We start from the raw sequence: 15,045 nt of genomic DNA on the forward strand, positions 1-15,045 counted from the left end.
AATATTTACTTTTTAGTTTTTCTAAAACTTCCGTGTCATTTCCACCATAAAACTCATTTGCATAGGAACTGTGACTACTTCTTTCACCACCAAGGGCAATTATTTTGTAATTTTTAAACTTGGAGTAGTCGAAGTAGCCGGACATTGTCTCAACTAAATAAAAATTATTTTTCGTTGTATCTCTCAAGTAGTCTATGGATTTTGTCACATCTACAGACTTAAGCTTTGAAACAAGAACAATTTCCTTTGGTTTTGAAGCTTGATTTGTGGTGTTAAGATTTTTATTTCCTATTATCTTAGGATAATCTCTAAAACACACATTCATATCAAGTTCTCGTCCCGCCATGCCTATGCCTACAAAACTTCCCTTATTTGTGTACTGCCACATTCCAGTATTTAAATTTACATATCTGGAAGTACTGTTTTTGTTGTGGGTCCAGTGAGCAATCCAAAAGTCAAAGTCATTTAAAGTTTTGCCTTTGTATCGGTGGTTTAATAAAAACTTATCTGTAAACCACGAGCCCATGGAGTAAAGTCCAACATAGTGGCCACTGCCTTCAACCTTAAGCAAAAACTCAATAGCGATTTCAGTTAAAGTGACCCTGGAAAGTTTTGACTGTGATGGGTCTTCTAGGTCAAGATAAAGTGGATATTCAAAAGTTTTTCCAGAAATTGCATTTAGAAACTTGTCTGCTTCTAAGCTTGACGATTTAACATCCCTGGCATAAAGATACCAATAGGCTCCCTTTGGTAGCCCTGCACTAACGCATCCATTGTAGTTTCTTTCAAAGGAAGGGTCTTTTACAGTTCTTCCACTTCCCGCCCTAAGAATTGCAAAGTCCAAGCCATTTGCCCTCGCCTTTGCAAAGTCCGATGGATTATTCCACATGGATAAATCAACGCCTAATTTCATATAATCACCTCCAGGTATAGATGTGAATAAAGATATCTATTTACTATAAAAAGATTTTTATTATTAGTAATTCGCGTTATAATATATTTGAGGATAAAAAACTTATCCAAAGCAAGTTGAAAGTAAAGGCATATACATTTTAACTTAAAGAGGTTGTAAATATTATTTTATTAATAAAAACTTATGTCCGCAATTAGAAAATAAAAATTAAGATTTTTTTCAGTTTTATTATGTAAAATGTTAATTGATGAAGTAGATGTTAATTGATTAAGTAATATTATGACGGGTATATATCATTTATAGTATAGTATGTTAAAGATTGAGAAAATATATCTGTTTTATCTTGATTGAAAACAACCAGACTACAATAAAAATGGAAGGTGATTTTATGGAATGGAAAGATTACGGAACAGAAACTGCTCAGTTAGTTAGAGAAGCAGCAAGAAAAATAGACGCTATACTTCTTCCAATAGCTGCGGCAAATGGATTGACAAATATGAAACTAAAAGTGCTTATTGAAGTTTCAAGATTAGAAAACGCAACAATAGGTGAACTTGGTAACTCTCTAGGAGTTGCTGGAGGAAATATTTCTAATATGTGTAAGGGACTTGAAAAAGAAGGTTTCTTACAAAGAACAAGGTCTTTAGAAGACGAAAGAGTTGTTCATGTTGAAACAAGCAAAAAGGGAAAAGAAATTATAAATGAAATTGGAGATGAATTAAGAAGTAAACTTCATGACAAATTAGGTTCTATGAATGAAGCTAAGTACAAAGAACTTGTGGAAGTGCTAACAGAACTTAATAATAGTTTAGATCTTCTTGGTAGAAATTAGAGGAAGGTGAGTGGATGAAAAAGGGGAATTCAAAATTTCCTAACAATTTTAGACCCAATTCCATCACTATGATTTTACTTGGACTTATTGTATGGAGCTTGATATTCTCTACAATACTTCCTATGTTTTCAAAGGGCGCAGTAAGTGAAGTGACCTACGATAAGTTTTGGACCATGCTTGAAAAAGGACAGGTAAGCTATGTGGAGTTAAGTGACCCACTGGAGTTTACTGCAAAGGACAAGGATGGTACTGAAAGAAGATATAGGACGCCATACACAAACTTCGGATACGATAAAGATCTTATCCCTAAGATGAAGGAAGTTGGTGGAGTCTCTTGGAAATCAGAAGGTTCAAATATATTCACTAAGGTTATCATACCTTATATATTACAAATTTTAGTGTTCTTGGGGCTTATTATGCTCTTCTCAAGGTTCTTAACCAAGAAGATGGGCGGAAACTCCATGAGCTTTGGAAGGAGTAATGCAAAAGTTTATGTTCAGTCTAAGCCAGGAAAGAGATTTACCGACGTGGCAGGACAGGACGAGGCGAAGGAAGATCTTTTAGAGATAGTAGACTTTTTGCATGATCCAAAAAAATATACTGAAATCGGAGCGGTGTTACCAAAAGGGGTACTACTTGTAGGGCCTCCAGGAACAGGTAAGACTTTACTTGCCCAAGCGGTGGCAGGAGAAGCCGATGTGCCATTTTTCTCCATGTCCGGTTCAGAGTTTGTAGAATTATTTGTTGGGATGGGTGCTTCAAAAGTTAGAGATCTTTTTAAGCAAGCAAAAGAAAAAGCACCTTGTATTGTATTTATAGATGAGATTGACGCCATTGGTAAGAGAAGGGATACCCATGGAGTTGGTGGCAATGACGAAAGGGAACAAACCCTTAATCAGCTACTAAACGAAATGGATGGTTTTGAAGGAAACACTGGAGTGGTAATATTAGCTGCCACAAATAGACCAGAGATATTGGACCCTGCTCTTACAAGACCGGGACGTTTTGACAGACGTGTTCCAGTGGAACTTCCAGACCTTGCAGGACGTGAGGCCATATTAAAGGTTCACGCAAGAAAGATTAAGGCAGAAGAGGATGTGGATTATAGACAAATCGCCCTTATGACTGCCGGTGCATCTGGGGCACAACTTGCCAACATAATAAACGAAGCCGCACTACTTGCAGTTAAACATAGCAAGGCTAAGGTTTCACAAATAGAACTTACAGAATCTGTAGAAGTTGTAATAGCGGGACAGCAAAAGAAGGGCATGGTTATATCACCACGAGAAAAGGAACTTATTGCATATCACGAAGTTGGTCATGCACTGGTTGCTGCAACTCAGACCCATCAAGCGCCAGTTACAAAAATAACCATTATTCCGAGAACTTCGGGAGCGCTAGGTTACACTATGCAAGTTGAACAGGAAGAAAAATTCCTTATGTCAAAGGAAGATATATTCAACGAAATAGTTACATTAACAGGTGGTCGTTCTGCAGAGGAAGTTGTGTTTAATACAAAGACAACGGGAGCTTCAAATGACATTGAAAGAGCTACAAAACTTGCTCGTGCCATGATAACACAATATGGTATGACTGAGGAGTTCGGTATGGTTGCACTTGAAACTAGAACCAACCAATACTTGGATGGAACAACTTCAAGTACAGCTTCACCTGAAAAGGCGGCACAGGTTGACAATATGATTGAAAGGATTATAAAGGATGCCCAAGCCAAAGCTATTTCAATTCTTGAAGAAAACATAGAAAAACTTCATGAAATATCTAAGTATCTATTGAAAAAAGAAACCATAACTGGAGAAGAGTTTATGGAAATTTTAAATAGAAAAGATGGCGAAGCAGAAGAAGTTCAAAATGAAAATGAAGTAGAAAAAGATTTTGAACAAGAAAACAATGAAGAGTAAAGAAGAGGGGTGACCCTCTTTTTTTGTTTTTGATATAAAATTACAAAAGTGATATTATTAATTGTGGTGATTTTATGACTTATAGAGAAACTTATGAAGTAGAAGTAACAAAGGACATGTTAAACTATTATGACTTTCTTCATGGTGGAGAAGGTTTTAAAATTATGGATCAAACTGCGGGCTATGTTTCAAAACACTATATTGACGGAGAGACAGTGACCGTTGCCTGCAAGGAAGTAGTCTTTAAAAACTCCGCTTATAACGGAGAACACATTATCTCAACGGGAACTATTTTAAAAATAGGAAACAGTTCCATTACCGTTGAAGTTACGAATGTAATTAAGGAGAGAGATTTAATTGCAAGTACAGGTGTTTTTACAATGGTAAGCGTTGACGAAAACTTTAGACCAAAAAAGATTGACAAAGACAAATTAAAATTAGGAGGTAATATTGAAGAAGAATAATAAAGTTCATTCCAATAGAGAATTAATAAGTATATTCGCTCCATACTTCAAACCTTATAAAAATATTTTATTTTTCGACTTATTTTGTGCATCCCTAACAACTGTAAGTGAAATTGTACTACCACTTATATTAAGGTATATGACAAATATGGGGCTTGAAGACAGGGCTTCCCTAACCATGGGAATATTATTAAAACTAGGATTTTTATTTTTAGTTATTAAGACCATCGAAGTCTTTGCTGGATACTATATGCAAAGAACAGGGCATATTATGGGTGCAAGAATTGAAACGGACATGAGAAAGGATCTATTTGATCATCTTCACAAATTGTCCGACTCATACTTTAACGATGCAAAAATCGGACAAATTATGGCAAGGATTACAAATGACCTTTTTGATGTTACGGAGTTTGCCCACCACTGTCCTGAAGAGTACTTTATAGCCGCAATTAAAATGATAATTTCATTTATTATATTAGTAAGGATAAATGTCCCTCTTACAATTATTATCTTTGCCCTTATTCCAGTAATGATAGTTGCCACTACCACCTTTAGAAAGAAGATGAGAAAGGCCTTTAAAGCACAAAGGAATCATATTGGAGAAATAAACTCACAAGTTGAAGATAGTTTACTTGGAGTTAGAGTCGTAAAATCATTTACAAACGAAGAGGAAGAAACTAGAAAGTTCGACAAGGGCAATAGAGAGTTTTTACAAATCAAAAAAGAGTCCTACAAACAGATGGCGGGCTTTAACGCAGTTACAAGAGTCTTTGAAGGGCTAATGTACCTAACGGTGCTTATACTTGGAGGATACCTTATGATGAAGGGCTCAATTGACCCAGGGGATCTTGTGGCATATGTACTATTTGTAACTACTCTATTAACTACAGTTAGAAGAATAATAGAGTTTACTGAACAATTCCAAAGGGGAATGACAGGAATCGAAAGATTTTCAGAGCTTATGCAAACGGATATTGAAATATTTGACGAGGAAGGAGCCGCTGAACTTAAAGAAGTAAATGGCGACATAGTACTTGATGATGTTTCTTTTAAATATCACGACAACGATGAATACATTCTAAAGGACTTGAATATGACCGTGGAACATCATACCAATGTTGCGCTGGTAGGTCCTTCTGGTGGAGGAAAGACCACTATATGTAATCTAATTCCAAGATTTTATGATGTAACTGATGGAAAGATAACCCTTGATGGCCACAATATAAAAGAATTTACACTTAAGAGCCTTAGGAAAAATATTGGAATGGTACAACAGGATGTGTATCTATTCTCTGGAACTGTGTTCGACAACATTGAATATGGTGCCCCAGGTTCATCAAAGGAAGAGGTAATAGAGGCTGCAAAACTTGCAGGAGCTTATGATTTTATTATGGAACTTCCTGAAGGGTTTGAAACCTATGTTGGAGAAAGAGGAGTTAAACTTTCCGGTGGACAAAAGCAAAGAATTTCAATTGCAAGGGTGTTTTTGAAAAACCCTCCAATTCTAATACTGGACGAGGCAACCTCTGCCCTGGACAACAAGAGTGAAAAGATTATTCAAGACTCATTAGAAAAGTTGTCAAAGGGAAGAACCACACTAACCATTGCCCATAGACTTACAACTGTTCAAAACGCAGATAAGATTATTGTGCTTACGGAAGATGGCATTGTGGAACAGGGCAACCACCATGACCTTATGGAGAAGAAGGGTTATTACTACAATCTCTATACACAGGGTGGAAAGTCACTTAATACCATGGACTTGGAAAATTTCAAATAGATAAAAGCTGGCCTATTAGGTCAGTTTTTTTTATTTAATAAGAAAAATTCAAAGATGTATAAATATCGAATAAATATACAGTAAAGAATAAATATCAATTTGAGGAAAACAATGTCTAGTATGTTTTTTTAACAGAATATGCAATTTTGCTTTTTGTATAAAATATCAGATATTAAAGCTTATAGAGACATGTAAAAGCAAAATAAAGGATAAATATTAATTAAAATTATAAAAATTGCGAAAAAAGAGTTGCAAAATAATAAAAAATAGTTTAAAATTATTCGTAATTATTATTGTGAGGAGAAAGTTATGAAAAAGAGACAGGGATTTAGTTCATCCGTAGGGATGATGATGGCAACTGCTGGTTCGGCAGTAGGAGTTGGAAATATATGGAGATTCCCCTATATATTGGGAGAATATGGTGGAGCTGCATTTTTAATAGTCTATCTACTAATGGTTATGCTAATTGGTATACCACTAATGGTTACTGAGATGGCCATAGGTAGAAGAGGTGGAGAGGACGCGTCAAAGAGCTTTAAGAAGATTGCACCAAATACAAAATGGTATTTGTCAGGACTTCTTGGAATAATAGCTGCCTTTATAATACTTGGGTACTATAGCGTTGTTGCGGGATGGACATTAAAATACATCGTAAATTCAGCCACAAATGTTTTTACAAGTTCAGTTACACCGGAACAGACAACCTCTTTGTTCCAAAACTTCGTTTCAGCAGGCCTTGAACCTATTGTATACACTTTTATTTTTATGGGCGCCACAATGTTTATTGTTTACAAGGGAATTGAAGAGGGAATTGAAAGAGCATCAAAGATATTACTTCCAATACTTGCATTTATTTTAGTTATACTTGCCATTAGATCTTTGACATTACCAGGAGCGTATAAGGGAATAGAATTTCTTATAAAGCCAGACTTCAAATTGTTTTTTGAAAAGAAAGACGCAATTCTTGTGGCAATGGGCCATGCCTTTTATTCACTTAGCCTAGGTATGGGCATTATTATTACCTTTGGATCATATACTCCAAAGGATGAAAATCTTAGTAGTGTAGCTTTGAAAATTGCCACTATGGACACTGTAATAGCAATACTTGCAGGTATTGTAATTTTCCCAGCTGTATTTTCATTTGGACTCGAACCATCTCAAGGCCCAGGACTTGTATTTATTTCACTACCAAATGTATTTGGTGGAATGGTGGGAGGAAGAATATTTGGAACATTGTTCTTTATGCTACTTTCCTTTGCAGCACTTACATCAACAATTTCACTACTTGAAGTTGTAGTGTCCTACTTAATTGACAGTAGAGGCTTTAAGAGATCCACAGCAACTCTATTATCCGGTGGATTAATTTGTATAATCTGTGTACTTTCAAGTCTTTCAATGGGAAGCCATCTTGGAAACTTCACAATATTTGGCAAAAATATTTTTGACTTCCTTGACTATATAACTGCAAATATATTCCTTCTTATAGCGGCGTTTTTAGAAGTACTATTCATAGGATGGTTTTATAAAAAAGGCGACTTTGTTGACGAGATTACTGAATTTGGTGCAGACAAGTCAAAACTTACAGACTTTATATATTTTTCAGTAAAATTTATAATACCTATAATGATTGTAGTTTTATTTATTGCAAACAATGGATTAATAAAATAAAAAACTCGAAGCATGTCTTCGAGTTATTTTTTTACCCTTCGTGACCTTCTGTATTGAAGGTAAGATGAAGTAAAGATTATTAAGATTCCAATTAGTGAAAATATATTTATAACTTCGCCAAATAGGACAAAGCCGAGAATTGTAGTAAAGACAACTGTAAAGTAGTTGAATATACTAACCTCTGAAGCTTCTCCCACCCTATATGATAGTGTTATAAAAATTTGTCCAAGGCCAGCGCATATGCCTATGCCAACTAGGAGCAAAAGTTCTTTTGTCGTTGGAACTATAAAAGATTTCACCATTAGTGGAATTGACACTAAGAATGAAAACAGTGAAAAATAAAATATTATTGTATTTGGCTTTTCGTGTTTATTTAAGTGAGCAAGCACCGTATAGGCTCCACCGGCAAATACTGCAGATAACATACCAACCACTGCAGGACCAAAGTCCATATGAAAAGAAGGCCTTATTACAAATAGAGCTCCTATAAAGCAGAGTATTAAGTTAATTAGCTTTCCCTTTGTCATCTTTTCCTTTAAAAATAAAACTGCAAAAATAGTTACAAATATAGGTGATGACTTTTGTAAAATTGTAGCGTCAGCAGAGTCCAAATGGTTTATTGCATAAAAGTAGGTTACCATTCCTAAGTAGCCTAATGCTGAACGTGCTATTAACTTGAATTGATTTTCCTTCTTTCCAAAAAGCGGGTCACCGTCTTTGATACATAGATATCCACATAAAAAAAGTGTTGCTAAATTTCTAAAAAACACCTGTTCAAAAAGTGGAATCGTCCCTCCAGTTAGTTTCACAAAAATTTGCATAAGGGCAAACCAAACGCAGGACAGCACCATGTAAATAATACCTTTTCTTCTATTTTCTATTTCCAAAACTTACCTCCCGTTAATATAATAAAAAAGAGCAGAATAAATGAGAATTGAAAGTATAATCACCAATTTAAAATAAATTTTTTTAGTTTTATGGTGAAAGTGTTTCATGCCAAGGCTACTTCCCACAAATCCTCCCAATAGAGAAAGGGAAAGTAGATAGGTCTCGCTAATTCTATATCTATTTTTCACTGCACGCCTCTTGTCGATGCCATATGAAAAGTATGCAATGACATTAATGATTAAAAAATAAGTATAAATAATTTTATTAGTCATTTTTTTCTCCTTTGAACCATTCAGTGTTATTATAGCAGATAGATGAGTATATGCAACGAGGTGAATTATGAAGAGGATTTGTCCATGGGCTTTAAAATCAAAAGAACTTAAAAAGTATCATGATGAAGAGTGGGGGAAAATTTCTAAAAGTGAAAATTATCTTTTTGAAATGCTTGTGCTTGAGTCGGCGCAGGCAGGACTTAATTGGGACATTATTTTAAAGAAAAGAGAAGGTTATAGAAGATTATATGATGACTTCGACCCTCAAAAGGTGGCTAAATTCGGAAAGTTAGAGTATAATGTATTAGTTAGTGACAAATCTATTATAAGGAATAAAAGAAAAATTGAATCATCAATAAACAACGCTAAAGCCTTTTTAAAGGTGCAAGAAGAGTTTGGAAGCTTTTACAATTACATTTGGAGTTTTACAAATGGGAAACAGATTGTAAATGAATTTGAAAGACTTGAGGACATTCCCACGGAAAATGAACTGTCAAGAGTGATTTCAAAGGACATGAAGTGTAGAGGGTTTTCATTTGTGGGGCCTATCATAATATATTCGTATTTGCAGGCCATAGGGGTTATAAATGATCATATTAAAGGATGTGTTTCAAAATGAGTTTAGTTTTTGCTCACAGAGGGAGTCGGGGAAGCGCTCCGGAAAATACTTTAATTTCGTTTGAAGAGGCTGTAAGGGTTGGAAGTGACGGCATAGAGCTTGATGTAAGACAAACTTTGGATAAAGAGATTGTGGTAATCCACGACAAAACCATCGACAGAACTACCACTGGAGAAGGGATTGTAGAGAAGATGACCTTACAAGAAATTCAAAGCTATGATGCGGGCTTATATTTTGGAGAGAAATTTAGAGGAGAGACTGTTCCAACTTTGAAACAGGTTCTAGAACTACTTGAAAAATTAAATTTCAAAGGCATTTTAAATATAGAGATTAAAACTGAAAAGTACTTTCATGGAAATTTTGAAAAGAGAGTTGCAAAAATTGTCAATGAAAGGCCTCTGCCATTTGAAATAATTTACTCTTCCTTTAATATAAAAAGTCTGAAATTGATTCGAAAGTATGACAAGAACAATAAGAGATACCTTTTGTTAAAAGACATACCAAAAAATAATAAAATATTTTTAAAGGCTCAAAAAAATAAAATATTTAATGGTATTCACTCAAGCCTTGGAAAGAGTATTAGGAATTTAGAGTTTTTGAAAAAACTAGACAAGACAACCAGACTTTGGACAATTAACAAAGAAAAAGATATGATTTATTGCTTTAAACAAGATTTTGACATTATAACCGACTATCCAAAAACTGCAATAAAAATTAGGAAAGAATTAAACGAAGGAGAATTAAATATTAATGATAGAACTAAATAACATGAAACTATCACAAGAAGTGATAAAGGCGGTTTCAGACATGGGATTTGAGGAGTTTAGCCCAATACAAAAAAGCTCCATACCACTACTTTTAGAAGGTCGTGACGTAATAGGACAGGCCCAAACAGGTACTGGAAAGACGGCAGCCTTTGGTATACCAATAATTGAGAAGGTGGACCCTAAGTCAAATAAGGTACAAGCCCTTGTGCTTTGTCCAACTCGTGAACTTTGCATACAGGTTTCAGAAGAGATATCAAACCTTTCAAAATATATGAAAAACATTAGGGTTATGCCAATTTATGGTGGACAACCAATAGAACGACAACTTCGTGGTCTTAAACAGGGAATTCAAATAGTTATTGGAACACCGGGACGTGTTATGGACCATATGAGAAGAGGTTCATTGAAGCTAGATAACCTCAACTTCTTCGTCCTTGATGAAGCAGACGAGATGTTCGACATGGGATTTAGACAAGATATTGAACTTATTTTACAAGATGTTCCAGAAGAGAGACAATCTCTATTCTTTTCTGCAACAATGGCAAAGGAAATTGTAAATTTTGCTAAAAAGTATCAAAGTAATCCTGAAATTGTAAAGGTCGTAAATAAAGAACTTACAGTACCTAAAGTAAAACAAGTTTATTTGGAACTTAGAAATGATATTAAGACAGAAATTTTATCGAGACTTTTAGACATAAAAAACCCAAGACTAACTGTAGTCTTCTGTAACACTAAGAAAAAAGTTGACCAGCTTACTTCAGAACTTCAGTCCCGTGGTTACTTTGCTGATGGCCTTCATGGTGATTTAAAACAAAACCAAAGAGACACTGTAATGGACAAGTTTAGAAATAACACCATCGACATTTTAGTTGCCACAGATGTTGCCGCAAGGGGAATTGACGTTGATGATGTGGATATGGTAGTGAACTACGATATGCCGCAGGACAACGAATACTATGTGCATAGAATCGGGAGAACTGCAAGGGCAGGACGTACCGGTACTGCTGTGTCATTTGTAACTTCAAGGGAATATGGCAATTTAAGGCAAATTGAAAAATATACCAAGACAAAAATAGAAAAGATTTCCATTCCAACTATTAAGGATATGGAAAAGAATAGAAGCTCTGTACTATTAGATAAAATTAGAATTATCCTGGATGAAAAGAATTTTGAAAAAGAACTTAAATTTTTATCACTACTTGAAGATGAGGACTATTTGCCAAATCATATTGCGGCGGCAGTTTTAAAGATGTTTTTAAATGAACAAAAATCATCTAAATATAAAGAAATAGACTCTATTGACAACAACAAGAGAGCAAGGTTTGGCAACAAGAGAGATAGAAACATTAACACAGGAAGAGACAGAAACAATAGACAAAGGGATAAGAGAATCCCAAGAACCGGTGGAGCAAACAGCACGAGAATTTTCCTAAGCACAGGAAAGAAAACGGGAGTTTCTCCAAATCATATACTGGCGGCTCTATGTAACGAAGGAAAAATTCGTGGAAAAGACGTTGGTCAAATAGATATATTTGATGACTTCTCCTTTGTGAATGTTGATTCAAAAGTTGCATCAAAGGTAGTTAAAAATTTAAATAATAAGCATATTAGGGGAAAGAGAGTTTCCGTAGAGATAGCAAAAGATAAATAGTGGTGAGAAGATGAAAATCAGAGTGGACAAACTTATAGCAAACATGGGCTTTGCTACAAGATCTGAAATAAAAAAAGTGTCAAAGAGGGGCGCGGTTTTAGTAAATGACGAAGTTGAGAAAAATTCCGGCAGAATTGTAGACACAGATACTGACAGAGTTTCATACTTTGGAGACCTAGTAGAGTACAAGGAGTTTATATATCTGCTAATGAATAAGCCAAAGGGAGTTATCTCTGCAACGGAAGATTTCTACGACAAAACCGTTATAGACCTTCTTTTAGAAGAACATGCTACCTTTAATCCATTTCCAGTGGGAAGGCTGGACAAAGACACCACAGGGCTTTTATTAATAACAAATGATGGAGAGTTGAACCACAACTTGACATCCCCTAAAAGAGAAGTGCCTAAGACCTACAAAGTAACCTTAGAAAGTGATATAGAAGAAGAGGAATATAACTCCACTTTTAAAAAGGGAATTAAACTTATGCCAGAAAATATTATAACAAAACCAGCCACCATGGAAGTTATAGATAAGAGACATTGCTACCTTACAATAAAAGAAGGAAAGTATCATCAAGTGAAGAGAATGTTTGAAAAGGTTGGAAATAAAGTTATAGAACTGGAAAGGGTTAAGTTTGGAAATTTAATACTCCCAAGTGATTTAGAATATGGTGAGTACATTGAAATAACAAAAGAAGATATTATAGATTAAGAGAGCTTGATGCTCTCTTTTTTAAAAATAAATCTGAATGAGACCCAGCCCTTACTGCAGTTAGAATTAGTTTATTATTATCTATACAGTAGATGAGCAAGAAATCCGGTTCATTATGACATTCACGAAAGCCGATGTAGTTTCCTATTAAAGCATGGTCCTTGTATCTCTCTTCAAGAACTTCTCCGCTTAAAAGTTTTGTTAGAACAAAATCCAATTTATTTAAATTGACGCTCCTTTTTCTTAAATTTTTAAGATCTTTCCTAAAGGCGAAATTGTTTTTAGTTCTAACATTTGTCGTCACTTTCTAAATCTTTTAATAACTCATCTAAAGATGAATAAGATTTTGCTTCTATTTTACCTGAAATAATATCACGTGCCTCTTTAATAGCCTGTTCTGTTTCATAATTATATTTAGGTTGTTTTATTTCAAAGGGAAACCCTCCCTCTAATATGGACATGCTTAAAAATATATTTATAGCATCTGTTACCGTTATTCCAAAAGTAGAAAAAAGTTGTTCAGCTTCTTTCTTTTTTTCGGGAGAAATTCTAATGTTTATATTTGAAGTTTTAGCCATAATACCCTCCTTAAGTAAATTGTATAACTTTTGAACTACAATAGCAACACAATTTTGATTTAAAATACAATTCGTAATATCCATGCTTTTGGTATAATTAAGAAAAGGCGGTAAATATGAAAATAAAATTATTAAGCGAAAAAAATAGACTTGAAATTTATGAAACACTTAGTATCTTTATGGCAACTGAAGACATCGAAATAACCTTTGATGATATTGATGAAGGGTTAGTCATAGATACTGAAGGTGAAATTAATATATCCTATATAGAAGAAGGAAAAGTAAAATACAATTTAATTAAAAAAGAGGAAGACTTGAAACTTGACAGCCACTTCAGTTACAAAATGGCAGTGAAGTATTCTATTATAAAGTTTTTCGAAAAGTATTTTCAAAAAGAAGCTCCATGGGGTGTGTTAACTGGCATTAGGCCTGTTAAGGTTGCAAGAAGCCTTATGGAAGAAAAAAGTGAAATAGAAACAATAGAGTACTTAAAAGAAAAGTTACTTATTAATGAAGAAAACATTAAGCTGTTAATAGAAATTTCAAAAATTCAAGATGAAATTATTAGAGATATTAAAAAAGATTCCTATAGCCTCTATGTAAACATTCCATTTTGCACAGGAAGATGTTCCTACTGCTCCTATTCCACATTGATTTTGGAAAAGAATGGAGAGAAGGTTACACCATATATTGATGCAATGCTAAGAGAAATGAAAATTTTAAAAGGTGCCTATGGTTATAATCCTACTTCTATATATATAGGAGGAGGTACTCCAACTTCGTTAAAAGAAGATGACCTTAGCAGGCTTCTAACGGAAATGGGTAAGATTTTTGATTTAGAGTCATTGAGTGAATTTACCGTGGAAGCGGGTAGGGAGGACTCATTAACAGAAGAAAAGCTTAGAATTTTAAAAGATAATCATGTTACAAGACTATCCCTAAATCCACAGAGCTTTAAAGAGGAGACTTTAGAAAAAATTGGTAGAAAGCAGGACAATGACAATCTAGTAAAGATGTATAACATTGCAAGGGATATGAATTTTTCATGTATCAATATGGATTTAATCATTGGACTACCGGGGGAAGATATAAATGACTTCAATAACACTTTAGATGTTGTAAAAAAACTAAGTCCCGACAACTTAACAGTTCATACCCTTGCTATTAAAAAGGGATCAAAGATTATGCAAGAACACACCGTGAAGGACGAGTACATGGAAGCAGAGAAGATGATGCAGCGTGCTTTGGAATTTGCAATGGAAGAAAATTATCTTCCTTATTATCTATATAGGCAAAAGAGAATTTTAGGCAATCTTGAAAACATTGGCTTTGCAAAGAAGGATAAAATATGTAAATACAATATCTATATGATGGAAGAGGTTCAAGATGTGCTTGGAGTGGGTATGGGTTCAGCATCAAAGTTTTTAAAAGACAATGGACTGATAGAAAGTCATAGAAATTATTTAAATATGAGGGACTACCTGGAAAAGCTCGATAAAATAATAGAAGAAAAGGAGAAGCTAATTGAAAAAGGAAGCAGAAATTAAAAAAATTATTAAGTATCCCATTGACAAAGTTTATGAAATTTTCACAAATAGGGAGGACTACTCTTGGCGAAATGAAATCTCCGATTTTAAAAAGACTGGAGAGGACAGTTTCGAAGAGACCAATCACAATGATTTAACAACAAGATACAAGATAATTGAAAAGAGACCACTGGAGTATTTTAAAATTGAAATGGAAAACAAAATCATTGATGGTTTCTTTGACATTAGTTTCAAAAAGGTAGACGACAACTCTACAGAAGTTATACTTCATCAAATTAATATATACAAAAACTTCATTTCATACGCTCTAAATTCTATTTTCCTAAGCCTTGATAAAGTGCTAAATCTCTACATTTATGAGGTTGAAAGGGAATTAAAAAGCAGAAATATTACAGAAATGTAATAAAAACCTTAAGAATTTTGTAATAATTTTGT

Annotated in this window: 16 protein-coding genes; 11 read left to right on the top strand and 5 right to left on the bottom strand. The window is 34.3% G+C overall.

The annotated features are described in order from the left end of the window. Positions 1-913, bottom strand: a 913-nt coding sequence (locus WKS98_RS07885; RefSeq protein WP_498918327.1) for a GH25 family lysozyme, incomplete at its 3' end; no start/stop codon positions are given. Positions 914-1,301: 388 nt separating this feature from the next. Here WKS98_RS07885 and WKS98_RS07890 point away from each other — a divergent pair. The 5 genes from WKS98_RS07890 (at position 1,302) to WKS98_RS07910 (ending at position 7,576) form a co-directional block, all read left to right on the top strand. Further along, positions 1,302-1,745 (top strand): MarR family winged helix-turn-helix transcriptional regulator, encoded by a 444-nt coding sequence (locus WKS98_RS07890; RefSeq protein ID WP_498918328.1) that lies wholly within the window; start codon positions 1,302-1,304, stop codon positions 1,743-1,745. Between the two features lie 14 nt (positions 1,746-1,759). Further along, entirely contained in the window at positions 1,760-3,664 is a 1,905-nt protein-coding gene (ftsH, locus tag WKS98_RS07895; protein ID WP_498918330.1) for an ATP-dependent zinc metalloprotease FtsH, read from the top strand. Between the two features lie 74 nt (positions 3,665-3,738). Continuing rightward, positions 3,739-4,128, top strand: a complete 390-nt coding sequence (locus WKS98_RS07900) for an acyl-CoA thioesterase (RefSeq protein WP_498918332.1) — start codon at positions 3,739-3,741, stop codon at positions 4,126-4,128. Next, on the top strand, positions 4,115-5,908 hold the full coding sequence (locus WKS98_RS07905; protein ID WP_498918333.1) for an ABC transporter ATP-binding protein: 1,794 nt from the start codon (positions 4,115-4,117) through the stop codon (positions 5,906-5,908). Before WKS98_RS07900 ends, WKS98_RS07905 begins: the two co-directional genes overlap by 14 nt. A 309-nt stretch (positions 5,909-6,217) precedes the next feature. Next, positions 6,218-7,576 (top strand): sodium-dependent transporter, encoded by a 1,359-nt coding sequence (locus WKS98_RS07910; RefSeq protein ID WP_498918335.1) that lies wholly within the window; start codon positions 6,218-6,220, stop codon positions 7,574-7,576. Positions 7,577-7,599: 23 nt separating this feature from the next. Here WKS98_RS07910 and WKS98_RS07915 read toward each other — a convergent pair whose 3' ends face one another. Then, positions 7,600-8,463 carry a DMT family transporter gene (locus tag WKS98_RS07915; protein ID WP_498918337.1) on the bottom strand — a complete coding sequence of 288 codons (864 nt, stop codon included), beginning with the start codon at positions 8,461-8,463 and terminating at the stop codon, positions 7,600-7,602. A gap of 3 nt (positions 8,464-8,466) precedes the next feature. Continuing rightward, positions 8,467-8,736, bottom strand: a complete 270-nt coding sequence (locus tag WKS98_RS07920; RefSeq protein WP_498918339.1) for a DUF1294 domain-containing protein — start codon at positions 8,734-8,736, stop codon at positions 8,467-8,469. Between the two features lie 67 nt (positions 8,737-8,803). On the opposite strand from WKS98_RS07920, the gene WKS98_RS07925 reads away from it, so the two are divergent. From WKS98_RS07925 to WKS98_RS07940, 4 genes are read left to right on the top strand one after another with little or no spacing between them, the layout of a single operon-like run. Further along, positions 8,804-9,355 carry a DNA-3-methyladenine glycosylase I gene (locus WKS98_RS07925; RefSeq protein WP_498918340.1) on the top strand — a complete coding sequence of 184 codons (552 nt, stop codon included), beginning with the start codon at positions 8,804-8,806 and terminating at the stop codon, positions 9,353-9,355. Next, the gene (locus tag WKS98_RS07930; RefSeq protein ID WP_498918342.1) at positions 9,352-10,122 is read left to right on the top strand and encodes a glycerophosphodiester phosphodiesterase family protein; all 771 of its coding nucleotides are present in this window, start codon (positions 9,352-9,354) and stop codon (positions 10,120-10,122) included. Before WKS98_RS07925 ends, WKS98_RS07930 begins: the two co-directional genes overlap by 4 nt. Next, on the top strand, positions 10,106-11,773 hold the full coding sequence (locus tag WKS98_RS07935; RefSeq protein WP_498918343.1) for a DEAD/DEAH box helicase: 1,668 nt from the start codon (positions 10,106-10,108) through the stop codon (positions 11,771-11,773). The genes WKS98_RS07930 and WKS98_RS07935 overlap by 17 nt, the downstream gene beginning before the upstream one ends. 10 nt (positions 11,774-11,783) lie before the next feature. Further along, the gene (locus WKS98_RS07940) at positions 11,784-12,485 is read left to right on the top strand and encodes a pseudouridine synthase (RefSeq protein ID WP_498918345.1); all 702 of its coding nucleotides are present in this window, start codon (positions 11,784-11,786) and stop codon (positions 12,483-12,485) included. Here the strand turns inward: WKS98_RS07940 and WKS98_RS07945 are convergent. Together WKS98_RS07945 and WKS98_RS07950 are read right to left on the bottom strand one after the other, a co-directional pair. Then, positions 12,475-12,789, bottom strand: coding sequence for a type II toxin-antitoxin system YafQ family toxin (locus WKS98_RS07945; protein WP_498918347.1), 315 nt, complete (start codon positions 12,787-12,789; stop codon positions 12,475-12,477). The two genes, WKS98_RS07940 and WKS98_RS07945, sit on opposite strands and share 11 nt — an antisense overlap. Then, positions 12,773-13,063, bottom strand: a complete 291-nt coding sequence (locus WKS98_RS07950) for a type II toxin-antitoxin system RelB/DinJ family antitoxin (RefSeq protein WP_498918348.1) — start codon at positions 13,061-13,063, stop codon at positions 12,773-12,775. The genes WKS98_RS07945 and WKS98_RS07950 overlap by 17 nt, the downstream gene beginning before the upstream one ends. 116 nt (positions 13,064-13,179) lie before the next feature. On the opposite strand from WKS98_RS07950, the gene hemZ reads away from it, so the two are divergent. Both hemZ and WKS98_RS07960 read left to right on the top strand, forming a co-directional pair. After that, the gene (hemZ, locus tag WKS98_RS07955) at positions 13,180-14,610 is read left to right on the top strand and encodes a coproporphyrinogen dehydrogenase HemZ (protein WP_498918350.1); all 1,431 of its coding nucleotides are present in this window, start codon (positions 13,180-13,182) and stop codon (positions 14,608-14,610) included. Continuing rightward, on the top strand, positions 14,588-15,013 hold the full coding sequence (locus WKS98_RS07960) for a hypothetical protein (RefSeq protein ID WP_498918352.1): 426 nt from the start codon (positions 14,588-14,590) through the stop codon (positions 15,011-15,013). The genes hemZ and WKS98_RS07960 overlap by 23 nt, the downstream gene beginning before the upstream one ends. Positions 15,014-15,045 lie beyond the last annotated feature (32 nt).

Source organism: Lagierella sp. ICN-221743, from assembly GCF_037890055.1.
Taxonomy (GTDB): domain Bacteria; phylum Bacillota; class Clostridia; order Tissierellales; family Peptoniphilaceae; genus Mediannikoviicoccus.